General features: G+C 57.7%; 20 protein-coding genes and 1 pseudogene. 12 read left to right on the top strand and 9 right to left on the bottom strand.

Going from position 1 to position 23176, the window contains the following annotated elements; genetic code table 11:
• Window positions 1–39 precede the first annotated feature (39 nt).
• The 4 genes from SB719_RS03735 (at window position 40) to SB719_RS03720 (ending at window position 3711) form a co-directional block, all read left to right on the top strand.
• Window positions 40–1005, top strand: coding sequence for a hypothetical protein (locus SB719_RS03735; RefSeq protein WP_292971485.1), 966 nt, complete (start codon window positions 40–42; stop codon window positions 1003–1005).
• Between the two features lie 208 nt (window positions 1006–1213).
• Entirely contained in the window at window positions 1214–2287 is a 1074-nt protein-coding gene (locus SB719_RS03730) for an acyltransferase family protein (protein ID WP_304231910.1), read from the top strand.
• 100 nt (window positions 2288–2387) lie between these two features.
• Window positions 2388–3068, top strand: a complete 681-nt coding sequence (locus SB719_RS03725) for a DUF2384 domain-containing protein (RefSeq protein WP_304231908.1) — start codon at window positions 2388–2390, stop codon at window positions 3066–3068.
• Window positions 3061–3711: an RES family NAD+ phosphorylase gene (locus SB719_RS03720; protein WP_065649365.1), complete on the top strand. Its 651-nt coding sequence runs from the start codon at window positions 3061–3063 to the stop codon at window positions 3709–3711. The genes SB719_RS03725 and SB719_RS03720 overlap by 8 nt, the downstream gene beginning before the upstream one ends.
• A gap of 11 nt (window positions 3712–3722) precedes the next feature.
• On the opposite strand, the gene SB719_RS03715 is transcribed toward SB719_RS03720, so the two are convergent.
• The 5 genes from SB719_RS03715 to SB719_RS03695 all read right to left on the bottom strand — a co-directional run bounded on the left by SB719_RS03715 (window position 3723) and on the right by SB719_RS03695 (window position 8981).
• Entirely contained in the window at window positions 3723–4583 is an 861-nt protein-coding gene (locus tag SB719_RS03715) for a DeoR/GlpR family DNA-binding transcription regulator (protein ID WP_314688695.1), read from the bottom strand.
• Between the two features lie 120 nt (window positions 4584–4703).
• Window positions 4704–5648 (bottom strand): D-ribose ABC transporter substrate-binding protein, encoded by a 945-nt coding sequence (locus SB719_RS03710; protein ID WP_065649363.1) that lies wholly within the window; start codon window positions 5646–5648, stop codon window positions 4704–4706.
• Between the two features lie 69 nt (window positions 5649–5717).
• Window positions 5718–6773: an ABC transporter permease gene (locus tag SB719_RS03705; RefSeq protein WP_304231903.1), complete on the bottom strand. Its 1056-nt coding sequence runs from the start codon at window positions 6771–6773 to the stop codon at window positions 5718–5720.
• Between the two features lie 22 nt (window positions 6774–6795).
• Window positions 6796–8334, bottom strand: coding sequence for a sugar ABC transporter ATP-binding protein (locus SB719_RS03700; RefSeq protein ID WP_412158898.1), 1539 nt, complete (start codon window positions 8332–8334; stop codon window positions 6796–6798).
• Entirely contained in the window at window positions 8331–8981 is a 651-nt protein-coding gene (locus SB719_RS03695; protein WP_065649361.1) for a DUF2291 family protein, read from the bottom strand. Before SB719_RS03695 ends, SB719_RS03700 begins: the two co-directional genes overlap by 4 nt.
• A gap of 421 nt (window positions 8982–9402) precedes the next feature.
• Between SB719_RS03695 and SB719_RS03690 the strand changes: the two genes are divergently transcribed.
• Genes SB719_RS03690 through SB719_RS03675 form a run of 4 tightly spaced genes read left to right on the top strand, consistent with a single transcriptional unit; the run spans window position 9403 to window position 14466 of the window.
• Complete coding sequence (locus SB719_RS03690; protein WP_304231895.1) at window positions 9403–10971, top strand: FGGY-family carbohydrate kinase; 1569 nt, start codon at window positions 9403–9405, stop codon at window positions 10969–10971.
• Window positions 10964–12502, top strand: coding sequence for a glycerol-3-phosphate dehydrogenase (locus tag SB719_RS03685; protein WP_292971465.1), 1539 nt, complete (start codon window positions 10964–10966; stop codon window positions 12500–12502). The genes SB719_RS03690 and SB719_RS03685 overlap by 8 nt, the downstream gene beginning before the upstream one ends.
• Before the next feature lies 1 nt (window position 12503).
• Window positions 12504–13466, top strand: coding sequence for a sugar phosphate isomerase/epimerase family protein (locus tag SB719_RS03680; RefSeq protein ID WP_065649358.1), 963 nt, complete (start codon window positions 12504–12506; stop codon window positions 13464–13466).
• Window positions 13467–13515: 49 nt separating this feature from the next.
• Window positions 13516–14466, top strand: coding sequence for a sugar-binding transcriptional regulator (locus SB719_RS03675; RefSeq protein ID WP_065650473.1), 951 nt, complete (start codon window positions 13516–13518; stop codon window positions 14464–14466).
• A gap of 40 nt (window positions 14467–14506) precedes the next feature.
• Here the strand turns inward: SB719_RS03675 and SB719_RS03670 are convergent, their stop codons facing one another.
• Together SB719_RS03670 and SB719_RS03665 are read right to left on the bottom strand one after the other, a co-directional pair.
• A complete protein-coding gene (locus SB719_RS03670) occupies window positions 14507–15247 on the bottom strand; it encodes a DNA-binding transcriptional regulator YciT (RefSeq protein ID WP_304231886.1) in 741 nt (246 codons plus the stop codon).
• Window positions 15248–15271: 24 nt separating this feature from the next.
• Window positions 15272–15501 (bottom strand): annotated as a pseudogene (locus SB719_RS03665) (Tn3 family transposase); the annotation flags it as partial.
• Window positions 15502–15730: 229 nt separating this feature from the next.
• Here SB719_RS03665 and SB719_RS03660 point away from each other — a divergent pair.
• Together SB719_RS03660 and SB719_RS03655 are read left to right on the top strand one after the other, a co-directional pair.
• Window positions 15731–17590 carry a phospholipase effector Tle1 domain-containing protein gene (locus SB719_RS03660; protein ID WP_412158897.1) on the top strand — a complete coding sequence of 620 codons (1860 nt, stop codon included), beginning with the start codon at window positions 15731–15733 and terminating at the stop codon, window positions 17588–17590.
• Complete coding sequence (locus SB719_RS03655) at window positions 17587–18261, top strand: DUF2931 family protein (RefSeq protein WP_412158896.1); 675 nt, start codon at window positions 17587–17589, stop codon at window positions 18259–18261. The genes SB719_RS03660 and SB719_RS03655 overlap by 4 nt, the downstream gene beginning before the upstream one ends.
• Before the next feature lie 552 nt (window positions 18262–18813).
• On the opposite strand, the gene SB719_RS03650 is transcribed toward SB719_RS03655, so the two are convergent.
• Window positions 18814–19257 carry an N-acetyltransferase family protein gene (locus SB719_RS03650; protein ID WP_412158895.1) on the bottom strand — a complete coding sequence of 148 codons (444 nt, stop codon included), beginning with the start codon at window positions 19255–19257 and terminating at the stop codon, window positions 18814–18816.
• 9 nt (window positions 19258–19266) lie between these two features.
• The gene (gene ampC / locus SB719_RS03645) at window positions 19267–20382 is read right to left on the bottom strand and encodes a class C beta-lactamase (RefSeq protein ID WP_412158894.1); all 1116 of its coding nucleotides are present in this window, start codon (window positions 20380–20382) and stop codon (window positions 19267–19269) included.
• Between the two features lie 181 nt (window positions 20383–20563).
• Here ampC and SB719_RS03640 point away from each other — a divergent pair, with 181 nt between their 5' ends.
• Window positions 20564–22315, top strand: a complete 1752-nt coding sequence (locus tag SB719_RS03640; protein WP_412158893.1) for a glycerol-3-phosphate dehydrogenase/oxidase — start codon at window positions 20564–20566, stop codon at window positions 22313–22315.
• Window positions 22299–23144: a class I fructose-bisphosphate aldolase gene (locus tag SB719_RS03635; RefSeq protein ID WP_292971449.1), complete on the top strand. Its 846-nt coding sequence runs from the start codon at window positions 22299–22301 to the stop codon at window positions 23142–23144. Before SB719_RS03640 ends, SB719_RS03635 begins: the two co-directional genes overlap by 17 nt.
• Window positions 23145–23176 lie beyond the last annotated feature (32 nt).

Here is a 23176-nt window from a genome sequence, read left to right as displayed (position 1 = left end):
GGTGATGCAAAATAAGCCCTCGCTGATGAGGGTTTTTTTATGTCTGACTATCCGGTTATTCCGCCTTATGAACAGGCTTATCTGCTGAACAAACAGCTGATTGCCCGGGCGCATCTGTTCAGGGATCCGGTGATCACCATTGGCGGTCAGGCGGTGCAGTACTGGGTCTCTTATTATTATCAGCTGTACCGTAATGCGTTGCCCGATGCGCGTCTGATTACCTCAGTGGACGTGGATTATGCCGCCCGGCGACATGATATTACGGCCATTGCCCGCGCATTAGGCGTTGACGCAAACCTGAACGATGCCGGTCAGCCGCCATCACTGGCGCGCTTTCTCCTGATTGATGAGGCGACCCGCACGATAAAAGCGGTAAAAGGACGATTTTTTGCCGACCCGGCGCAGCCGGCACATGCCAATACGGTGGACGTCATCGATTTTCCTTCCGGTTTTACTTGGCAGGACTTCGCCGGTGAGAATCTGCTGCTCAATACCGAACCTTTTTATGTCAGTCAGGAACATCCGGATGAGCCTGAGTATCACGAGCAGGTCAGGGTGATTAATCCGCTGGCCTGTCTGCGCTCCAGGTTCAGCAATCTGCAGACGCTGCGACGCGATCCGCTGATTGAGGTGGCCCGTATTAACGCCATGATGCTGCCGTGCGTCTATTTTCTGCTGGAGAAGTTTGATGCGGTTAGCGCGCCTGATGAGGTGACCGCCGCGCAGCCCGTGAGCTTCAGAGCGATGAAGCGTTATGCTGATGCGCTGTATGCGTTTGCCATGCAGGAAGATGTGGTACGTGCACAGGTCAGTCATGATATTGCGCTGTACCGCATCTTTGAACAGCTGATCGCGATATTTGCCGCAGAGCCGGAGAGTTATTATGTGCCGGCAGCATTCTGGCAGAAAGAGTTACCGGTTAAAGCAGCGGACATGAAAAAGTATGTGGAGCGTATCCGGCAGGATAAGCAGCGGCGACTGCAGCAGAAAAAGTCGTCACGCTGAGACGGCAGGAGGATAACAGGCTGAACGGAAGAGGTGAGGCGGGTGACAGAGAAAACGGGCTGACAAATGCCTGAGGCCTGAGCGCCATCGTGAATGTGTTCTCTTATTTAACATAATATACATTATGTGCACTTAGATAGCCGCCGATAATCGTGGTACTCTCTGACAAAGTACGTCCGGATATTCAGGTCAGCCACAAGGAAATTCAATGAAGATTCTTTCTGTTCAGTATCTGCGTGGACTTGCCGCGCTGCTGGTTGTTGTTGCGCATAACGCCTTGCTGCTGCCGGATGGTATGACGGCGCATATTCCGGGCGCGCTGGGCGTTGATATCTTTTTTATCATCAGCGGCTTTATCATGACGTTTATCACGGCCCAATCCGCTGAACGGCCGCTGCCTTTTCTGATTAAGCGTTTCTTTCGCATCTGGCCGGTGTTTTTTCTTGTCTGGCTGGCGGCGTGGACGCTGGTGTATAACGAACGCGGATTCCAGCAGATGGGCTGCGTGCTCTACTTTTGCCTGCAGGATTACAGCAGCACCGGACCGGTATTTGGTTATAGCGCGCTGGGACCACCGTGGACGCTGACCTATGAAGTGCTGTTCTATACGCTGTTCACGCTGGCGATGTGTATCAGCTATCGTCAGCGCAGTCTGGTTTGCAGCCTGATGTTTATCGTTGCCTCCGTCGGTTTTCAGCTGGCTTACAATGGCACCGTTACCCTCTCCTCACAGGCGTCTCCGGACCTGGTGGTAAATGCCTGGTGGCAGGCGTGGATCAAACTTATCAGTAATACCATTGTGTTTGAGTTCATTACCGGCATGCTGCTGGCCGAACTGGTTGTCAGCGGCAACATGCCGGCGCTGCGCACCTGCGGACGCCGCGTTGTCTGGCTGATACTCGCTGCCGCTGCAGGTGTCGCGTTGCTGACAGGCCCGCAGCCATTTGGCCTGCATGGTGGCTACTGGCTGGCTGCCATTATCATGACCTGCGTTATTCTGCTCAGCGACGGGCGGCAATCAGCGCCGCAGCCGGTGCTGAATTTCCTCGGTAATATCTCTTATTCCCTTTATCTGGTGCACTATCCGCTGCGCCGCGTGCTGCTCAACCAGCTGCCGGCTGACGCCAGCGCCGGCACAAAGCTGCTGGTTTTTGCGCTGTCGGTAAGCGGCAGTATTGCGCTGGCCGCACTGCTGTTCCGGTATGTCGAGCGTTACGCAATCCGCGCGGGTAAAAAGCTGGCTGATAGCTGTTATAGCTGGTTTTCTGTACAGAAAAGCTAACAGAATAGCCGCAGGGTAACGTGATATGCATGATATTAGTGATATGTGGTATAATTATGAACAGAAAATGTTCTGACATTAACCAGTAACCGGAGAGACTATGAAAATGCGTCGCGCTTCCCGTCAGGATCATCGGCGTTTTACCCTGTTCTCCGTGGATGAGGTAATGAACACCCTGCCCGCTACAGCGATTGCGCTTGAGGATATCCCGTGCGATGAAGCGAGTGAATATCTGGTGGTTCGCCTGCCGCGCAATAGCGTGTTACCTGAACTGCTGATTGCCGTAGAGAGCGCCGTCGCGACGCTGGCCGGTCTGAAAGCGCGTACAGCCCCGGCGTTGCCCGATTCCGCAGCGGACCACACCGCTTTTGCGGCGCGCAATATCGCGCGGCGTGAACAGCTGCGCCAGACCCTTTTTTCCGGCGGAGAATGGCTGACCGCCCGCGAAATCAGCGCCTTACGCAGGGCTAACGCGGCAACGCGCAATCCTGCTGCGCAGGCTAACCGCTGGAAAAAAGCGGGTAAAATCTTTGCGATTACCGAAGCGGGCCGCGACTATTTCCCTGCCTGGGCGCTGGATGCAGGCGGCGAGCCGCTGCCGGTGATGAAAACACTCCTTGAACGCTTTGCCGATACAAAATCGCCGTGGACGCTGGCGTTCTGGTTTCAGGCGCCCAATAGCTGGCTGGATGATAAACGACCGTGCGACCTGCTGGCGTCTCGCCCGGCAGCCGTGCTGAAAGCGGCTGAGGCGGAAACAGAAGGCGCAATAAATGGCTGAGGAGCCCTTCCCGCCTGATGCTATTCCTTTTGCTATCCCTGCGGGCGCGCTGCGTCTGACGTCGTGGCCCGTTGCTCAGCCGCTGGATCGTATTCATGCTGCAGTATTTGGCGCTGCGCAGTTTAATCCCGGCGTGGGTCAGGCCCGCTTTAGTCCGCTGTTTAACGTTGATGGCACTGCCGTGCCGACGCTATATGCAGGAGAGAGTGTTGCCGTTGCGCTGATGGAGACACTGTTACGCGATCTGCCGTTGCGCTGTGCCGGCTATCCGGTTGATTGCACGCGACTGGAACCGCTAATGCATAGCCGTCTGCTGCCGCATACCCCGCTGGCACTTATCGATCTCAATCCGCGCCTGTTAAAACGGCTGGGCACCACACCAGCAGAGTTGCTTCATTGCGGTGCCAGCGCTTATCCGCTGACGCAGCGCTGGGCGGGCCAGCTCTACCACGCCTGCCCGCAGGCACAGGGGATTTGCTGGGCCTCGCGCCAGCACGGTGGCCTGGCTGTCATGCTGTTCGGCGACCGTTTACCCGCAGGCGCGCTGGAGCCCGCAGCACTTTCCTGTCCGGCCTCCCGCTCCGCTGAGCTGATAATGGCGCTGGAGGCGCTGGCAGACGAGATGGCTTTAGTGTTATGTTAAATGAGCCAGCGTTATTCCGGGCTGCCAGCGGTGCGCTTGACCGGGGCGACCACCACGTTAACACCGTTATCCTGCATGCGGCGCAGCAGCGGCAGCGGCGTGCCCTGATTCACGATCACCACGTCAAACTCGCGCAGATCGGCAAAGCGATGCAGCGCGCGCCGGCCAAACTTGGTGTGATCCATCAGCAAAATACGCTTCTGCGCCGATTCAAACATAGCGCGCTTGGTCTCTACCGTCTCTGCCGACTGATGAAACACCGCGTCATCGACAATCGCTGACATGCTGACAAAAAAGATATCCGCGCGCAGTGACGCAATCTCTTCGCGCGTCATGCGTCCCATAAAAGCATTACACCAGGGGTGATATTGCCCGCCCAGCCCCATCAGGGTGATATCCCGTCCGTTACGCAGCTCGTTCATTAAGGTCAGGGAGTTAGTGATCACCGTCAGCGGCGCTTTCGCGTAAAGCTGCCGCACCAGCTGAAATACCGTGGTGGAATCATCCATAAAAAGCGCCTGCCCCGGCTCCAGGTAGCTGGCCGCAACTTCTGCAATCGCCTGTTTCTCTTCCAGCTGACGCGTGGCGCGATAGATGTCGCTTGATTCCACGAGGCTGGTTGACGTAGCTGACACCACCCCGCGCGACTTATGCAGCAGGCCGCGCTCGACCATCTCATCAATATCACGGTGTGCGGTCATCAGGCTGATACCAAACCGCGCGGTCAGGTCTTCGATGCGTACAGCGCCCTCGGCCATGACCGCTTCTGCGATCAGCTGGCGGCGCGCCTGCTGGCGTGCCTGGCGGCTGTCGCCGGGCAGCGTGTCAGCCGTGAAAACACCGGGCAGCGTGTCGTGTGGGTTATGCGCCATATAGATTCCGGAGAGGAGTAAAATGCAGGATTAGTTGTAATTACAGCGCGTTAAACCCGTTAATGCAAATAACTAACGTCGTGTGCCCCGGCCATCTGCTGCTGACCGGGGCGTCTGCGATTACTGTTTAAGCACAAACGGTGAAATAAAGTTACCGGCGTTCTCTTTGGTGATCAGCACACAGTCAAACAGCTGTTTTTCAGCCGGCGCGCCGGTTTTACCGGTTTTCAGGAAGGTATCTGCCTGCTCAATCGCCTTCTGTGCAAACAGCGCTACCGGCTGCATAACGGTATAAGCCAGCGTGCCGGCCTTCACCGCATCGACCGCGTCCGGCGTGCCGTCAAAGCCCCCGACTTTGATCTGACCCAGTTTTCCGGCTTGCTTCAGTGCCGCAATGGCCCCCAGCGCCATCTCATCGTTGCCGCTGATCACGCCTTTGATATCCGGATTAGCCTGCAGCAGCGACTGCATTTTATTAAAGCCCTGGGTGCGATCCCAGTTCGCCACTTCCTGCCCCGCCTTTTTCAGATCGGGATATTGCGACAGTACGGTATCAAACCCGTTGGCGCGGGTTGCCGCATTGTTATCAGAGGGTGGCCCTACCAGCTCAACATAGTTACCGCTGTCACCCACCTGCTTCACCCACTCCATGGCACCGGTGGCGGCGCCCTGCGCATTGTTCGAGACCAGCTGCGCTTTAGCCAGCCCGCTCTGATTCAGCTCTGCGTTGATCACAAACACCGGAATATTGGCAGCAATCGCCTTTTTCACTGAGCCAATTGACCCATCGGCGTTGGCCGGATCGAGAATGATTGCTTTTGACTTATTAGTAATAGCGGTATCAATCAGCTGGCTTTCCGTATTGGTATCGCCTTTGTGGGCGCTGACTTTGGCGCTGTAGCCGAGTTTTTCAGCCGCCTTCTGTGCGACCTGGCCTTCAGTCAGCCAGTAAGGGTTAGAGGGATCATTGACGATGATGGTCATCAGGCCCTTATCGGCCCAGCCTGGTGCAGCGAAGGTGCTGATGGCGACGGTAGCGGCAATAATAAGACGTTTGGTAAACATAGTGACTCCGTTATTATCAGGGTACAGGTTTTTTTACGGATAAACGCGCACCGCAGCGGCGCACGCGATTCAGCGACTGCGTCGCCCGTACTGCAGCGTATTAAGTAATACGGCCAGTACAATTACGGCCCCGGTAAACACCGTCTGCCAGTAAGCAGAAACGCCGATAATCACCAGTCCATCAGAGAGAAAACCGATTACAAATGCTCCCAGCAGCGTACCGCGCACGTTACCGCGTCCGCCGGTCAGGGCCGCTCCCCCAATCACCACGGCTGCAATCGCCGTCAGCTCATAGGTGGTGCCTGCCGTCGGCCCGGCAGAGGTCAGCTGCGAAGAGAGCACCAGCCCCGCCATCGCAGCACAGATGCCTGACAGCACGTACACGCTGATTTTCACGCGTTTGACCGGCACGCCGGAGAGATCGGCCGCCCGTTCATTGCCGCCTGACGCATAAAGCCAGCGGCCAAATGCAGTACGGCTCAGCAGAAAGCCACACGCCAGCGCCACCGCGCCGAGCACCAGCACGCCAACCGGAATGTTGAACAGCCGGTTAAACCCCAGCCAGTCAAAGCCGGTATTGCCCAGGGTTTCACTTCCGGAAAGCTTGTTATACGTCAGACCGTTGGTCATCAGCAGCGCAATGCCGCGCGCCACATACATGGTGCCAAGCGTGGCGACAAAGGCGGGTACGCGGCAGACAGCAATCAGCACACCATTCACCAGACCTACCAGTGCGCCCACTACCAGCGTGAGGAGCGCCACGGCCCACACCGGCAGATAGAGCACCACGCCGAGCGCCTCAAGGCTGATGCCTTGCATCATAAAGCCTGCCATCACGCCGGCCAGCCCCAGCGTAGAGCCTACAGAGAGATCGATGCCGCCATTCAGGATCACCAGCAGCATGCCGATGGCGGGCAGTCCGAAGATCGCAACGTGTGAGGCCATTGTCAGGAAATTCGCCCCGCTGAAATAATTGGGCGACAGAAACGAAAACGTCGCGATAATCACCAGCAGCGCAATAAAGGCGCGTCCTTCCAGCAGCAGACGTGCCAGGTTCAGGTGTTTTGTACTGCGGGCGGCATTCGTCGCGGGCGATGTGGCCAGCGTTTGCGTTTGATCGGTCATACTTTTCACTCCGTTTTTCATGTTATGCCACCAGTGCTTCACCTGACGCCGCCATAATGCGCTCTTTACTCACGCTGGCGTCGAAAATGGCGGAGATACGTCCTTTGCTCATCACCACAATACGGTGAGCAATACTGAGACATTCACCGACCTCGGAGGTGGTATAAACCACCGCCAGCCCCTGCTTCGCACTCTCTGCCAGCAGGCGAAACACTTCTGCTTTGGCACCAATATCGATGCCGCGGCTTGGCTCATCCAGCAGCAGCACGTTGGGCCGCGTTGCCAGCATTTTGCCAATCACCACTTTCTGCTGATTACCGCCAGAGAGCGACCCAATCGCTGCATCACCGCCTGCGGTTTTCACCGTGACGTTGCGGATGGTGTCACTGACCAGCTGCTTCTCGCGGCGGCCTGAGAGCATCAGCCCGCGGACAAACTCACCGATGCTTGCGAGCGACAGGTTCTCCCCTACGCTCATGGTCTGTACCAGTCCGTCACGCTGCCGATCTTCCGGCACCAGCGCCAGCCCGATAGCGATACGCTGCGCCAGAGACAGGCGGCTGACCTCCGTCTCCTGCAGGCGTATTCCGCCGCTGCTCTGCGCGATGCGTCCGGCAACGCACTCCAGCAGTTCCGTGCGCCCTGCTCCCATCAGGCCATAGATACAGACGATTTCGCCTGCCTTTACGGTCAGTGAAAGGTTATCCACCAGACGGATGCCGGTTTTACTCTTCACCGTCAGGTTCTCAACCGTCAGCGCAGGCGGGCCAAAGTCGTAACCCTGCGGCGGAGAGCCGAGATCGAAATGTTCACCCACCATGTTGCGCACAATCCATTCGAGGTCGATATCGCTGCGCTCTGCCCAGGCAGTCATCACGCCGTCACGCAGCACGACAGCGCGGTCGGTGATCTCCAGCGCTTCTTCCAGATGGTGTGAGATATAGACGATGGCAACGCCCTGGCTGGTGAGATCGCGGATCACCTGAAACAGCACGCTGACTTCGGCGGCGCTCAGCGCTGAGGTAGGTTCATCCATGATCAGGATCTGCGAGTTGACCGACAGCGCCCGGGCAATTTCCACAATCTGCTGCTGACCGAGTCGCAGGTTCTCTACCGGCGTCAGCGGATCGATATCCTCTTCCAGCGCGGCCATCAGATGCCGGGTCAGCCGCGCCTCTTCGTCGTAGTCGACGCCGGTAGCACCCATGATTTCGCGGCCCATAAAGATGTTGTCACGGACATTCATGTTGGGCGCGAGGTTCAGCTCCTGATGAATAATCGAGATCCCGCAGCTGCGCGCTTCGGTGGCGGAGTGAAACAGTTTACTTTCGCCGTTAAGCAGAATTTCCCCGGATGTTGGCGTAATCACGCCGGATAAAATTTTCATTAAGGTCGATTTGCCGGCGCCGTTTTCACCAAACAGCGTGGTGACTTCGCCACGGCGTATCTCAAAGTTCACGCCCTTCAGCGCATGCGTGGAGCCATATACCTTGCTGACGTTACGCGCCTGCAGCACCACTTCCCCTTTTAACAGCGCCGGATTAACAGGAAAGGCTTTCATTTAACCTCCAGGCTTACCGGTGTGATCAGCCAGTTACCGGCATTAAGCAGGCGAAACACGCCGGTGACCTGGACGGTCTTACCCGGCAGCGTGTCGCGGTCAAGTTTCTCCAGGACGCTGTTTTTCATGGCGCGGTTCAGCGCCGCACCGGCGTTCTGATACTCAATCTGGTTAGTGAAGTCCCCGAACTGAATGGTGCCGCTGGCGTCGCGCAGATCGGTTCCGCTCAGGGCTGGACCGGTCTGGAGCCGCACTTTCAGGCTCTGCGGCACGCCGGCGATCTGCAGCGGAAAAATACCTTTCTCTCCAGGCAGCACCACGCCCTGCAGCCTGACCGGGATCACCGGCAGCGGCGAACCCACACCATACTGCGCGGCAGCAGCCTGCTGATTTGCCTGCAGCGCTGCTGCCAGCGTTTGTGCATCAACGGCACGACGCTCCACGCTCTGCTTCACCTCAGGAAAGTGCTGCTCAGCCCAGCTGTCTGGTGAAAAGCCCTGCTGCGCGCTCCCGGCAGCATCTGTTCTGACAACGTGGGTATCCAGGGCAATCGCTGCCACGACGGCGCAGCTCAGCACGGCGGTCAGCAGCAGACGACGCCTGCGCTGCCGGTCAAGCTGGTGTGCGAGCACAGAAACATCAGACATAACGACACCTCATCGGGTTAACGGCCCGGAATTAACGCGGGCTGTGTTATATATGTGATAACTAATGTGATGAGAATTGTGCTGTTGTGACTAAAATGTCAACAGCCAGGCGGCGATTTTTTCAGGAGAGCGATCTGGATCGCTGTTTGGATAGCAGCCACTACAAAGGTTTAAAATCCCTTATGTTAGCGGATTTTCAGCCTGCGCGCGGCCTGACGGTTGCGCAGAGACAGGCTGATTTCGTGATCCTGCTCGCTAAGTCGGTTGAAATATTTTACTTAAACTGAAATTTAATACGAAAGATATGTTATCTAAGTGAGAAAAGAAGTATCACTAACAGCAGCATAATAATCACACGCCGTTAACACGGCATACGGCGGGATAGCAGGCAGCCCGCAGCACACACTATGTGGAGGTGTCGGTGGAGAGTGGCGATATCATTGTGGGCCTGGATTCAGGCACCTCGGTGGTCAAGGCTGTGGCCTTTGATTTGACCGGCAAACAGCTGGCATGCGCGTCGGTGCGTAACCGTTATTATCGCGCAGCAGGCGGCGCGGCGCAGCAGTCGATGTCACAAACCTGGCAGGATGCGGCCAGCGCCCTGCGTCAGCTCAGCGATCGTATCGACAATCTGCCAGCCCGCGTGGCGGCGTTAGCGGTAACGGCACAGGGTGACGGCAGCTGGCTGGTGGACGCGGAGGATCGGCCAGTAGGTGACGCCTGGATCTGGCTCGACGCCCGCGCCGCTTCAACTGTGGCAACGCTGAATCAGCATCCGCTGGCGCAGGCACGGTTTAGCGCCACCGGTACCGGACTGAATACCTGCCAGCAGGGCGCGCAGCTGGCACACATGGACAGACACTTTCCTGACCTGCTGGCAAAAGCCGACGTCGCGCTGCACTGCAAAGACTGGCTCTATCTCAACCTGACCGGCGTGCGCGCCACCGACCCGTCTGAAGCGAGTTTTACCTTTGGCAACTTTCGTCACGCCGGCTATGACGACACCGTAATTGACGCGCTGGGGCTGATGCACCGGCGGCATCTGCTGCCGGAGATCGTTGAGGGCACAGAGATCACCCACCCCCTGACGCGCGAGGCGGCAACGCTGACAGGTCTGCGTGCCGGTACGCCGGTAGTGCTGGGCTATGTGGATATGGCGATGACGGCGCTGGGCGCTGGCGTACATACCGGCGAGGCCAATACGGCCTGTTCGATTGTAGGCTCAACCGGCGTCCATCTGCGCAGCGTTGCTGTTGATGATGTCTGGCTCAATCCGGCGCAGACCGGCTACGTGATCCCCCTGCCGTGGCCCGGTTATGTTACGCAGGTTCAGACCAATATGGCCTCCACGCTGAATCTTGACTGGCTGCTGAATGTCGCCAGCGAGCTGTTGCAGAGTTTTGGCTGCGAAACCGACCACGCCCGGCTGGTGGCACAGATTGACGCCTGGCTGACGCGCACCACACCCGGCACGCTGCTGTTTCATCCCTATATTTCACTGGCGGGCGAACGCGGTCCTTTCGTGAACGCCAGCGCGCGTGCCGGTTTTACCGGTCTGCATTATCAGCACACCTTTGCCGACATGGTGCGCGGCGTGGTTGAAGGCATTGGTATGGCGGCGCGCGATTGCTACCAGGCGATGGGACAGGATCGACCCGGTGAAATCCGTCTGACCGGCGGCGCGGTGCGTTCAGCGCCGCTGCGGCAGATCCTCGCGGCGGCTATCGGTGCCCCGGTGCGTATCAGCCAGCGTGAAGAAGCGGGTGCGGCCGGCGCGGCAATGATGGCTGCGGTGGCGGTGGGCGCGTTCTCTTCTATGGCCGCCTGTGCCGAAACCTGGGTCCGCCCGCTGCTTGGCGCACCGGAAACGCCGGATCCCGATCTGATGCAGCGCTATGACGCGCTGTTCCCTCACTATCAGCAGATCCGCAGCGATCTGCCGGCCTGCTGGCAGGCGCTGAATACCTGTAACGGAGTTAATCATGAGTGACACTATGCTGGATCTGTTTGTTATTGGCGGTGGCATTAACGGCGCCGGCATCGCGCGTGACGCCGCGGGCCGGGGCCTGTCGGTGGCGATGTGTGAAAAAGACGATCTGGCGCAGGGCACCTCCTCCCGCTCCGGCAAGCTGGTGCACGGCGGCCTGCGCTACCTGGAGTATTATGAGTTCCGGCTGGTGCGCGAGGCGCTGATCGAGCGTGAAGTGCTGCTGAACGCCGCGCCGCATATTATCTGGCCGATGCGCTTTGTGCTGCCGCACAGCCCCTCCGATCGCCCTGCCTGGCTGGTACGGCTTGGCCTGTTCTTTTATGACCATCTGGGCGGACGGAAGAAGTTGCCCGGTACCCGCACACTGGATCTGATGCGCGATCCCGAGGGCGCTCCGCTGCTCGACAGCTATAAAAAAGGGTTTGAGTACTCCGACTGCTGGGTGGATGACGCCCGGCTGGTGGTGCTGAATGCGCTTGATGCCGCTGAACGCGGCGCAACCATTCTGCCGCGCACGCGCTGCGTTGCCGCACAGCGCCTGGCCGGCAAATGGCAAATCACCCTTGAAGATATCAGCAGCGGTGAGCGCCGAACGCTGTTTGCCCGGGCAATCGTCAACGCGGCGGGACCCTGGGTGCTGGATATTGTCAGCGATGTGACGCAGAGCCACAGCCAGCGCCGGGTGCGGCTGGTAAAAGGTTCACACCTTATTGTGCCAAAATTCTGGGAGGGTCAGCAGGCGTATCTGGTGCAAAACACCGATAAACGTGTGATTTTCATCAATCCGTATGAAGGCGATAAAGCGCTGATTGGCACAACAGATATCCCGTGGGAAGGCAAAGCGGAAGCGGTGACCGCCGATGATAATGAACAGCAGTATCTGCTGGATGTGGTCAACCGCTACTTCAAAGTGAAGCTGCGCCCGGCTGACGTCATTACGCGTTTCTCCGGCGTGCGCCCGCTGTTTGACGACGGCAAAGGCAACCCCTCTGCGGTGACGCGCGACTATGTGTTTGACCTCGATAACCAGCAGGATGCGCCGCTGCTGCACGTCTTCGGCGGGAAAATCACCACGTTCCGCAAGCTGGCAGAGCACGCCCTGCAGAAGCTCGCCCCCTTCTTTCCGCAAATGGGCCCTGACTGGACGCGCGCGGCCACGCTGCCGGGGGGCGATATGGCTGACGCCGACTTTGAAACCTTTCTTGAGCAGTGCAAAGCGCGCTGGCCGTGGCTGCCGCAGCCGCTGCGTAAACACTACGCCCGCCTGTATGGGACGCGCATCGCGCAGCTGCTGGCAGACGCAACGGCGCTGAGCGATTTGGGGCGTCATTTTGGCGGGCTGCTGTATGAGGCCGAAGCACGCTATCTGGCTGACCACGAGTGGGCGCAGCAGGCAGAGGATATTCTGTGGCGGCGCACCAAGCATCAGCTGCACCTTACCCCGGCGCAGCGCGACGCGTTCATCACCTGGTTTGAAGCGGCTTCCGCGCGCGTGATCCCGCTGCGCGCCCGTGCCGGACAGGAGAACTGATATGGCCCTTACCCTTTCGCTTAATACGAATCCGCTGGTCAACCGCTTTGCCGATCCGCACGATTTAATTACCACGGTGGCGGAGCAAATCCGCATTCGTGACCTGCAGCTGACGCATGAGTTTATTAATCCGGGCTGGCCTGCCGCCACGATAACCGCAATGACGCGTCGCATGCAGCAGGCGCTGCGTACCACCGGCGTACGCGTTACCTCCGGTATGACCGGTCCCTACGGACGACTGAACCACTTTGGTCATCCCGATGCCGCGGTGCGCCGCTACTATATTGACTGGTTTAAAACCTTTGCGGATATCACTGCTGAACTTGGCGGTGTTGCCATAGGGTCGCAGTTTGCCATTTTTACGCAGCAGGATTTCCGGGACGCAGAGCGCCGTGAAACGCTTATCGATATCGCCACTGACTGCTGGCAGGAGGTCGCTGAACATGCGCGCGCGGCGGGACTGACATATCTTTTCTGGGAACCGATGAGCGTGGCGCGCGAGTTTGGCGAAACCATCCCTGCCGCGCTGGCCCTGCAGCAACGCCTGAGCCAGCGCGATTTTGCCCTGCCGATGTGGATGATGGCGGATATCGATCACGGTGATGTGACCTCTGCCGACCCGCGTGACTACGATCCTTACGCCTGGGCGGAAGCGGTGCCGCGCTGTTCACCGATCATTCATATCAAACAGAGCATGATGGATAAAGGCGGGCATCGTCCATTTACAATGCAGTACAATAGCGGCGGCCGTATTCAGCCGCAGCCGCTGCTGGACGCGCTGGCGCGTGGCGGCGCACAGGATAATGAAATCTGCCTGGAGCTGAGTTTCAAAGAGCGCGAACCCACCGACAGCCGCGCTGTGGCGGAGATTGCAGAAAGCGTGGCGTTCTGGGCCAGCCATATTGAGACCGGCGTAGCGGACCTGCACCTGGCGACGCACCGTCCTGCCGGACAGCACCGCTAAACGCGCGGGCCGGAACCCGCGTCGTCTTCTACTCTGAATGGAAAAAGACATGAAATCCGCACCTGCTTCTGCCGACCGCGATGACTCTCTGGCGCTGCGTGCGGCCTGGCTGCACTACGTAGGCGGTCTGACTCAGGCTGAGGTCGCCAAACGACTGGGGCTGCCCTCGGTAAAAACGCACCGCCTGATTGCGCGCATGGTGGCGGAAGGCGCCGTAAAAATCACTATTGATGGCGATATTCTCGACTGCGTGGCGCTGGAGGATAAGCTGCGTCAGCACTTTGGTCTGCGGTTTTGTCAGGTCGCGCCTGACCTGGGCGAAACAGGATTGCCGGTGCGGGCGCTGGGAATGGCTGGCGCAAATTATCTGCGCCAGCTTCTGCTTAACGCGCCCTCTATTACGCTCGGGCTGGGGCATGGTCGTACCCTGTCAGCGGCGATCCATCAGCTGGCGCGCCTTGAGGCGCCACAGGCGCGTTTTGTGTCGCTGCTGGGCTGCCTGACGCGTAACTATGCGCTGAACCCGCATGATGTCATGCACCGAATCGCCGCTAAAACCGGCGCGCAGGCTTATATGATGCCGGTGCCGTTTTTTGCGAATACTGAAGAGGATCGCGATGTGCTGCTGGCGCAGCGCGGCGTCAGCGAGATTTTTGATATGGCCGCGCGCAGTGAGGTAAAGCTGGTCGGTATCGGCACGGTAGAGCCGGCGGCCCAGCTGGTTGAAGCGGGTATGCTCGAAGAAGCGGAGATCAACGCCCTCTCTGCAGCCGGTGCCGTGGGCGAGCTGCTGGGCCACTTCTTTGCCGCTGACGGCACGCTGATCCACAATTCGCTGACGGCCCGTACGCTTTCCGTGCCGCTCAGCCAGAATAGCAGTGAAATTGTGGCGCTGACCGGCGGCCTGAGTAAAGTAGCTGCCCTTCGGGCCGTACTGAGCAGCGGCCAGCTCTCCGGGCTGATTACCGATGAGATAACGGCACAGGCACTGCTGACATAAAGGGCGACCGGTCAGCAAAATAGCACTCTGCACTGCCGGACTAAATGCGTGTGACCTCCGTTCCCTGAGCCGCCAGCAGCGCCTGCGCGGCCGGATCAAGTTCGCTGTCGGTTATCAGCTGCCTGAATGGCTGGTGCGGTGCCAGCGCATAAGGGTGGATCTGACCAAATTTAGAGGAGTCGGTCAGTGCAATGGTATGCGTGGGCTTTTCCAGCAGCGCGTGGACGACATCGCAGCGCAGCATGTTGCGTCCGGTAAAGCCGGTAGCGCGATCCCAGCCATCAATGCCGATAAAAACTTTGTGAAAGTTGAGCTGCTGAATGCAGAGACGGGTCAGCGGACCGACCACGGATTCGCTGCTTTTCTGAAACAGGCCACCAAGAATGATCACGTCGCCGCCCTTTTCTCGCAGCAGGCCGGCAATATAGTGACTTACTGTGACAAGCGTGACGTCATGACGCTCGCTCAGCGCCTGTGCCAGCAGCGCATTGGTACTGCCGCCCTCTATAAACACCGTTTCGCCTTCATTCACCAGGGAGGCTGCATAATCAGCCAGCCTTTTTTTTACGGCAAAGCGGGTTTGCATCCGGACGCCCACGTCGTCACCGCCGGCAGCAACGGCGGAGCCATGCACCCGGCGCAGCAGCCCCTCTTTTTCCAGCTGGTTGAGATCCTGGCGCATCGTGACTTCAGAGACGCCGGTGGTCAGCGCCAGTTCGCTGACGCTGACGCTGCCGCGCTCACTGAGCAGCTCAATAATTGACTGATGGCGTGCGTTCATAATGTCCTGCGGTTAATCAGTAAGGCCCGGCATATTGATATGTCCGTGCATCAGTGGGGTAACCAGGTGATATTCTCTTACCCGGTTTCTTCTCCATTATTGCGCATCCAGCTAAGTGCTTCCTGCATATAAAGCGTGTTCCACAGCATTAATGCGTCAGTGCCTGAGCCCGGTGCACCCGGTTAATTTTATTGCCCTTCACGATAGCGCTTTCTGGTCTCACCTCGCTGCCCATAGCAAATTGCTCGCACCACCGTTTATAAAATTATTGAGGACAAAAAGGCAATTCGGCCGTTCTGACACCGACATTAAATTTTGGTTAAGAGCTACCGTCTGATTACTATAGACACTTAACCCACAGGAAAAAGAGGGATTTGACATGGAACAGCAATATATCAACGAACTAACTCCGGAATTAGCCGTCTCACTGGCGCGTTCGCCTGGCACCACCGCCCGGATAGTCACCGGCAGAGGACTGAGTTGATGATCCGAAGAGGCTGTATCATTCACGGTAAAAACGTCGGGCTGCACGGGGACAGGACTTCCACGGGAGCTCACTGTATCGCGGCCCGTTCAGGTATGTCGGTCATGGGGCTGCTGAAGCTCTATATTGGCGACAAAACCACGCCCTGCCCCAAGTGCGGGGAAGTGGGAGTTATTGTGGACGGCGATTACCGGCACTCAAATAGCGCGGCTGTCGCGGTGGATGGCTCGGCGATCCTTTGCAGGTGCCCACAGGGGACCCATTTTCTGATTGCCCCGGGTACGATTCCGCAGCTTTCAGCGGCAAAAGCCGGGATGACCCCGTCATTCGCTCCTGAACCGGAAAAACATGCGCAGACGGGGAAGAAAAAGAAACGGGAGATCACGCTAACGATAGGCGTGTTCTTCGACGGCACTGGCAACAATGCTGTTAATACGCAGAATATGATGAAAGCGTATACCGCAGGACATTACAATCTGGATGACCCGGAAGCTGAGTCCATTCTGGCAAAATGCGCCCGTGACAATTTTGGTGTGTCGGGCAGCGGTGCAACCAGCTATACCGGGTACTACACCAATATACACTGGCTGAGTACGCTCTACAGCCGTCGCTTTGCTGAAGACAATCCCAATATTCAGCGAGCTGTTTATATCGACGGTATCGGCACCGACGCGGGAAAACCTGACAGCACGCTGGGCCAGGGGTTTGGTATCTCTGATACCGGGGTTATTGCCAAAACGAACAAAGCGGTTTCCATGCTGGCTGACAGTATCCAGAAGGCACTGGACGCGGTCAGTAATCAACAGGCTGACAACAAGCTTATCGTCAGGGTCCTGCAGTTCGATATTTTTGGCTTCAGCCGCGGTGCTACAGCGGCCCGCCATTTTGCCAACCGCATCCAGTCTGAAGACCCGGCCATTATCAGCGCCATCCGGCAGGGGGTAGCCGGCACGGACTTCAATGGTTCTCCTGCCGGTAAAACCCGCTTCATCGGTATTTTCGATACCGTTGCCGCCATCGGCACACCGGTTAATGGCCTGAACCCGCACAGCGCGGATACCGGTGACGTGAACCTCCTTCTGCGCCCCGGCGTGGCAGAGAAGGTTTTTCATATCACCGCCGCGAACGAGTGCCGCTTTAACTTTGCGCTGAACAGCGTAAAACCGACCTGGCCGGAACTGGCGCTGCCCGGCGTGCATTCTGATATTGGCGGCGGTTATCTGCCCGTCACAAAGGAACATCTTTTTCTGACGCGGCCGGCAACGGAAACCGTACCCTACAGTCAGCCCGGTGAAAAGACTCAGGCTTACCGGCAGGCAGTGGCCCAGCTGCAAACGCTGGATAAATCGCCCTGTCTGGCTCCACTGCTGCGGACAAATGAAATATCGGCAGAAACCTGGCATGACGACAGGCTTCCTCCGGATCGGTATGGCCAGATGCAGAAGCGCAGCTTTGCGGCACTAACCCTGCGTGAGCGTACCGTCAGAAACGATTGGCCCCGCGTCGCGTTGAGGGTGATGCTTGAGGCTGCGCAGGAAGCCGGGGTGATGTTTGACTCTATTCTGAGTAAAGACAAAGAACTCACTATTCCGGATGAGCTTGCGTCCCTCCGGGATAAAGCGCTGGCGATGGGGAAAGCTGTCCGTAATGGCCAGACGCCATCAACTTTCAGCCAGGATGAGCTGGACGTGATTGCAGAGAAGTATATTCACTGCTCGGCGAACTGGAATGCCATCGTGGTCAATACGGACGGCCTTATTCACGGGGGCGCATCGCCCTCAGAGCTGATTGGCTTTATCAACCGGCCGGATGAGCAGTGGCAACGCACTGTATACAGCATGGACGGGAAAAAGATATGAAGCTGAAAACACTTTTTCCCCTGCTGATGCTGGTCATGGTCAGCGGCTGCCAGACAGGCGAAGCGCAGACGCCGGAAGACACCGGTAAAATGCCTTATGGTGAGGTTGGTTTTGCTTTTATCACCCCGAGGGCATTACCGGCGGTCGTGACCAAAGCGCTGATTATTGATAACGAAAAGGTGATATCCACCTTCCGTACACTGGACAGTACGCAGAGTGATCCCGATGTAGTCGACACCTGGAACAGCAGAATGGATGACGGGGGCATCCAGTTCAACAAGGTCCGGCATCCACCCTCGCTGATGCTGTTCTGCTGGGATTCGATCATTGATAAAAAGACCTACGAGACGCGCCTCACCTTCTCATCTGCCCTGCGGGAAAAAATGTCGATACCAACCGGCAAAGATCGGAGAGGAAATACCGCCTGGTATAAAACCTTGCTGTTTGGGTTGGCGCCAGAGGGTAAAGTCCGTATCTGGCTTCTGAACAGCGCGGGAGGCGACAACCTGCCGGTTGAGCCCGTAAAAATAACCACGTTGTCCGGAGATAAACTGGATGCCTGTAGAGGCGTACCTTCGCGGATTGACTTTAACTACAGCATTCCGGATGGTTATGATCCTGACATAAAAGATTTTATAAAAGGAAAATACTATCCGTACGGCAGCTGGTAGGGTGTTGGCAGCGGTTGAAAGGATCCTGCGTGGATCCTTTTTTTGATTGCATCATCAGGAACCAACAGTTTAAGTTTTTATTTTGCCAGGTTATGGCTATCTAAAAATGACTATTAACAATGAATTAGCTTCTTATCGTACATCTTCATTTCATGAGTCTTCGAACCCCTCTCCCTCTTCCGTGCATAGAGCGCCTCCACATCTCCGATCTGTTGGCGCAACTGCTGCTTCATCTGACGAATGCTTTTTCTGAAATCGTCGGGCTGCTGCGCTGAAGACAATAAAGTGGTCACAGAAATCACCTCTCGCTCTGGTTTCAAATGAAAGTTAACTGCATTTCATTCATAACATGCAGCTGGCGTATAGCAAGTCAGCCGTGGCGGAAATCCGGACGCAATCACAGCTGGCAGAAGGTTTCATTTGAAAGTGTGCAGTAACAGAGCGCTCAGCTCCTGCGGGCTGCCCTGCCCGCTGCTTATATTTTCTGTCAGACAATTTTTTGCAGAGGAGTCTAACCCTTTCTATTATGGAAAAATTTGTCTGTTGTAACTATTATAGTGCTACCAGATAGCGATACTGAATAAATTCCGTTTTTGTTGCCAGCCGATCGTATAGTGCCCGTGCCGTGGTGTTACCCTCCTGCGTGTTCCAGTAAACACGTGAACAGCCGCGCTGCCTGGCCTGCTCATAGACGGCCAGTACCAGTGCCTTACCCGCTCCGCTGCCGCGTGCCGTTTCTGCCACAAACAGATCCTGAAGATAACAGTAGTCACCGCGCGTCCAGGTGGAACGATGCGTGAGAAAATGCACCAGCCCCACCATGATGCCCCCCTGCTCCAGCACCAGACAATACATCGGTTCTGCGCGGGAGAGCATGCGCCGGAACGTTTCACCGGTCGTTGCCTCGTCAATCTCTGTCTGATAAAACTGCTGGTAGCCCTGCCATAACCGTAGCCAGGCAACATAATCCTCAGCCCGCAATGCCCGAATACTCATCGTCTCTCCTTACTCCTCCAGCGCACGGATAATCTGCTCCGCGGCAATAATACGATCGTCATTGGGTATCCACTTGTTGGCCAGCATAATCAGCGCCAGCTTCCGGGAAGGAATAAATACTGCATAGGCTGAAAAGCCGTTGGTTGAACCGGTTTTATTGTACCAGGCACGCAGCGGCACGGGTGCAGAGGGTGAAACCGGCGCAGCGCGCATGCCGTTGAGGATGATTTTACTGCTGTTCCCCGCCACCAGCTGCTGCTGCGTGACCGGCAGCGGGTAGTATTCCCACATCATTGCCTGCGTGAATGCTGCCGTGCGGAAGTAGCCCTGATGGGTGGCAGCCACCGCCTGTCGCCAGGCCGGTACCACGTTAACCTCTCCCATCTGAATGCCGAGCCAGCGGATCAGATCTTCTGATGTTGATTTTAGCCCATACGCTTCCGCATCCAGCGGCCCGGGCGTCACGCGTAGCGGACGGTTCTGTTTATCATATCCCTGTGCATAATCCGGCATGGCGCGCGGCGGCACCTGAAGAAAAGTATGATGCATCCCCATCGCCGGCAGGAGCATCGACTCCATAGCGCGCATAAATGACATATTCAGGCTCTTCGCCGCGATCATGCCCAGCAGGCCGATACCCAGGTTTGAATAGACACGCTGTGTTCCCGGTTCAGCCTCAGGCTGCCACGATTTGTACCACTGCATGAGCTGTGCGTTATCCGTCACCTCCTCCGGCACAAACAGCGGCATGCCGCTGGTGTGCGTTGCCAGGTTCAGCAGCGTCACGCGATCGAGCGCGCTGCCCTGCAGAGCAGGCAGCCACTGACTGGCGCTATCGCGCAGCTGCATTTTGTTTTGCTGTACGGCATAGCTGGCAAGCGTGGCGGTGAAGGTTTTGCTGAGCGAGCCAATCTCAAACAGCGTGCGGGAGGTTACAGGCGCTCCCTGCGGCACTGAAGTGACACCGTAACTGTAAAAGGTGGTCTGCCCTTTATTCAGCACGGCGATCGCCATGCCGGGGATCGCAAAGCGCGCCATCAGCGGTTCGATAATGTCATCCGGCGCCCGGGCAGCAGCGGAGCTGGCGATAAGCAGCAAAAGTAGAGCCATAACGCGGCGTCGCATGAATAATCCTTATTCCTCAGAACCAAAAGCGGTGCGCATAGTATATCTGCCTCCGGCCCACCCCACATCTCCATTGGTGGTGTAAGTGAACAGAGTCACATCCTGAGTAAGCGGGTTTGCCGTTTTGGCTGCACACTCCTATACCTTTGACGGATAAGCCTTCATCGTCAGGGAGCGTGCCATGGCTACTGTATTAACCCGTAATGAGCGTCTCGACAGGCTGCGCCAGCGGCAGATTACACCGGTCCTGATTGCCGGAGGCGGCATTAACGGCATCAGTACGTTTCGCGAACTGGCCCTGCAGGGGATCCCGGCGATTATCGTAGAGCGCGATGACTGGTGTCAGGCGGCAAGTGGTGCGCTGTCGCGTATGATCCATGGCGGCCTGCGCTATCTTGAAACCGGTGAGTTTGGTCTGGTGAAAGAGTCGGTGATCGAACGCGATCGGCTGCTGAAGAACGCGTCGCACTATGTCTTTCCTCTGCGGACCACGGTGCCCGTGGATAATTTCAGCGGTGGCATGATCAACGCCACCCGACGGTTTCTGCGTCTCAGTGATAAACCTGCCCGGCGCGGTGCGCTGCTGATCAAAACCGGCCTCAGCCTGTATGACCTCTATACGCGTCAGTATGGTTCCATGCCTAAACATCAGGTGCGCAGTGAGGCAGCGACCCGCGATCGCTGGCCAGGCTTTGCGCCATGGGTGAAATACAGCGCCAGCTACTATGATGCGTGGATCAGCGCCCCGGAACGGCTGGGGCTTGAGCTGTTGGAGGATGCAGAGCGCGCCTGCAGCGACGCGCTGGCCCTGAATTATATGCAGCTTATCAGCAGCGACGGAGAGACCGTTACGCTGAAAGATACGCTGAGCGGCGAGCAGTTTCGCCTGCAGCCGCATGTGCTGGTGAATGCCGGCGGCGCATGGATTGACCAGCTTAACCAGCACGTCGCGCCCAAAAGCGCCCGGCAGAAACTGATTGGCGGCACCAAAGGGTCGCATCTGATCCTCGACCATCCGGAGCTGCTGCGCATGCTGGATGGTGAAATGGTCTACTTCGAAAATCAGGAGGGACGCGTCTGCATTCTGTTTCCGTGGGCGGGTAAAGTGCTGGCTGGCTCAACGGATATCCGCGTTGACGATCCCGATAACGTCGTCTGCGAGGCTGCAGAGAAAGCGTATATTCTTGAATCGCTGCGCTTTGTCTTCCCTGAGGTCGTGGTGCCTGAATCCGCCGTGGTTTATACCTTCTGCGGCGTGCGTCCCCTGCCCGCCAGCGATGCAAAACTCAGCGGGCAGATATCGCGTAATCATTCACTGGTCATGCTGCCACCCGACCCCACCCGCGCCTGGAGCACGCTATGCCTGGTAGGCGGTAAGTGGACCACGTTCCGCCGCTTTGGTGAAGAAGCGGCCGATCGGGTTCTGCGGCTGCTGGGCGAAAAGCGCCATACCTCAACCACTGAGTTAGCTATCGGCGGCGGACGCGACTTCCCTGCTCCGGCGGCACAGCCCGCCTGGATCGCCCAGCTGGCGCAGCAGTACGCGCTGCCGGCGCCGCGCGTGACGCAGCTGGTAAAACGTTACGGCAGCCGCGCCGTGCCGCTGCTGTCGCTGCTGCGCGATGACGACCGTCCGCTGCATCACCACGCCGATTACAGCGCAACGGAGCTGCGCTATCTGACAGAGCACGAACAGGTGTGCCAGCTGGAAGATTTGCTGGTGCGGCGCACGTCACTGGCGATCGGTGGCGAGCTGACGCCGCCGCTGATCCAGGAGATCTCACTGCTGATGGCGCAGACGCTGAACTGGAGCGAGCACCAGCGGATACAGCAGCTGCAGCGCTGCTGCGCGTCGCTGGCGCGCTTTCACGGCCTGCATGGTCTCTATCCCACCGTGATGCAGCAGGAGGCCCGGCATGTCAGCGAGCAGTAAAGTCCGTATGAAGCGGTTATTCCGCCACGGCCGCTGTCTGGACGTGGCAGTCGATCACGGTATCGCTAACGAACCCGATTTTTTGCAGGGGCTTGAGGATATTGAAGCGGTAATGCAGCGCCTGATCACCGCACAGCCCGACGCGATTCAGGTCAATTATGGACAGGCGGATCTGCTGCAGTGCGCGGAGGGAGTAAAACCGGCTCTGGTGCTGCGTACCGATGTTGGCAATGCGTATAACGCGGTACGGCATCGCGAGATGTGGGCAGTCCTGCATAATCCTGATGAGCCGATTCTGGCAGCGCTGCAGCTGGATGCGGCCGCCGTGGTAGTGAATCTTTATCTGATCCCGGATGAGCCCGCTATTTTTCGCATGTGCATCGAAAATATCGGCCGGCTGCGTCAGGCGTGTGACCGCTACGGCATGCCGCTGATGATTGAGCCGCTGGTAATGGCACCGGCCGGTCAGGGAGCCGCTTACGGTTCACTGGGCGATGCAGAGCAGATCGTGCCGCTGGTGCGACTGGCGCGTGAACTGGGCGCTGATATCATCAAAGCAGACCCGACTGATAATCCGGCTGATTTTCACCGTGTGGTAGAGGCAGCGCGCTGTCCGACGCTGGTGCGCGGCGGCGGCAAAGGTGAGATCGGCGCGGTACTGCACAAGAGTGCGCTGCTGATGGCGCAGGGTGCCAGCGGCATGGTCTATGGCCGCAATGTTTATCAGCATGCCCATCCTGCCCGGGTCGTCGCCGCGCTGATGGCCATTATTCATCAGGGTGCCAGCGGCGCAGATGCGCTGGCCCTTTATCAGCAGACTGACGCCTGACCCGTCGCGCGTTCTGTGCGCGATCTCCTCTG

This window comes from Pantoea sp. SIMBA_079, from assembly GCF_046940275.1.
GTDB lineage: Bacteria > Pseudomonadota > Gammaproteobacteria > Enterobacterales > Enterobacteriaceae > Pantoea > Pantoea borealis.
The sequence above is the reverse complement of the archived record's forward strand: the minus strand, read 5'-3'. Positions and strand labels throughout refer to the sequence as shown.

Bases quoted from the DNA above. Each gene is read 5' to 3' on its own strand.
- SB719_RS03735 (WP_292971485.1), top strand. From the start codon at position 40: ATGTCTGACTATCCGGTTATTCCGCCTTATGAACAGGCTTATCTGCTG.
- SB719_RS03730 (WP_304231910.1), top strand. From the start codon at position 1,214: ATGAAGATTCTTTCTGTTCAGTATCTGCGTGGACTTGCCGCGCTGCTG.
- SB719_RS03725 (WP_304231908.1), top strand. From the start codon at position 2,388: ATGAAAATGCGTCGCGCTTCCCGTCAGGATCATCGGCGTTTTACCCTG.
- SB719_RS03720 (WP_065649365.1), top strand. From the start codon at position 3,061: ATGGCTGAGGAGCCCTTCCCGCCTGATGCTATTCCTTTTGCTATCCCT.
- SB719_RS03715 (WP_314688695.1), bottom strand. From the start codon at position 4,583: ATGGCGCATAACCCACACGACACGCTGCCCGGTGTTTTCACGGCTGAC.
- SB719_RS03710 (WP_065649363.1), bottom strand. From the start codon at position 5,648: ATGTTTACCAAACGTCTTATTATTGCCGCTACCGTCGCCATCAGCACC.
- SB719_RS03705 (WP_304231903.1), bottom strand. From the start codon at position 6,773: ATGACCGATCAAACGCAAACGCTGGCCACATCGCCCGCGACGAATGCC.
- SB719_RS03700 (WP_412158898.1), bottom strand. From the start codon at position 8,334: ATGAAAGCCTTTCCTGTTAATCCGGCGCTGTTAAAAGGGGAAGTGGTG.
- SB719_RS03695 (WP_065649361.1), bottom strand. From the start codon at position 8,981: ATGTCTGATGTTTCTGTGCTCGCACACCAGCTTGACCGGCAGCGCAGG.
- SB719_RS03685 (WP_292971465.1), top strand. From the start codon at position 10,964: ATGAGTGACACTATGCTGGATCTGTTTGTTATTGGCGGTGGCATTAAC.
- SB719_RS03680 (WP_065649358.1), top strand. From the start codon at position 12,504: ATGGCCCTTACCCTTTCGCTTAATACGAATCCGCTGGTCAACCGCTTT.
- SB719_RS03675 (WP_065650473.1), top strand. From the start codon at position 13,516: ATGAAATCCGCACCTGCTTCTGCCGACCGCGATGACTCTCTGGCGCTG.
- SB719_RS03670 (WP_304231886.1), bottom strand. From the start codon at position 15,247: ATGAACGCACGCCATCAGTCAATTATTGAGCTGCTCAGTGAGCGCGGC.
- SB719_RS03660 (WP_412158897.1), top strand. From the start codon at position 15,731: ATGATCCGAAGAGGCTGTATCATTCACGGTAAAAACGTCGGGCTGCAC.
- SB719_RS03655 (WP_412158896.1), top strand. From the start codon at position 17,587: ATGAAGCTGAAAACACTTTTTCCCCTGCTGATGCTGGTCATGGTCAGC.
- SB719_RS03650 (WP_412158895.1), bottom strand. From the start codon at position 19,257: ATGAGTATTCGGGCATTGCGGGCTGAGGATTATGTTGCCTGGCTACGG.
- ampC (WP_412158894.1), bottom strand. From the start codon at position 20,382: ATGCGACGCCGCGTTATGGCTCTACTTTTGCTGCTTATCGCCAGCTCC.
- SB719_RS03640 (WP_412158893.1), top strand. From the start codon at position 20,564: ATGGCTACTGTATTAACCCGTAATGAGCGTCTCGACAGGCTGCGCCAG.
- SB719_RS03635 (WP_292971449.1), top strand. From the start codon at position 22,299: ATGTCAGCGAGCAGTAAAGTCCGTATGAAGCGGTTATTCCGCCACGGC.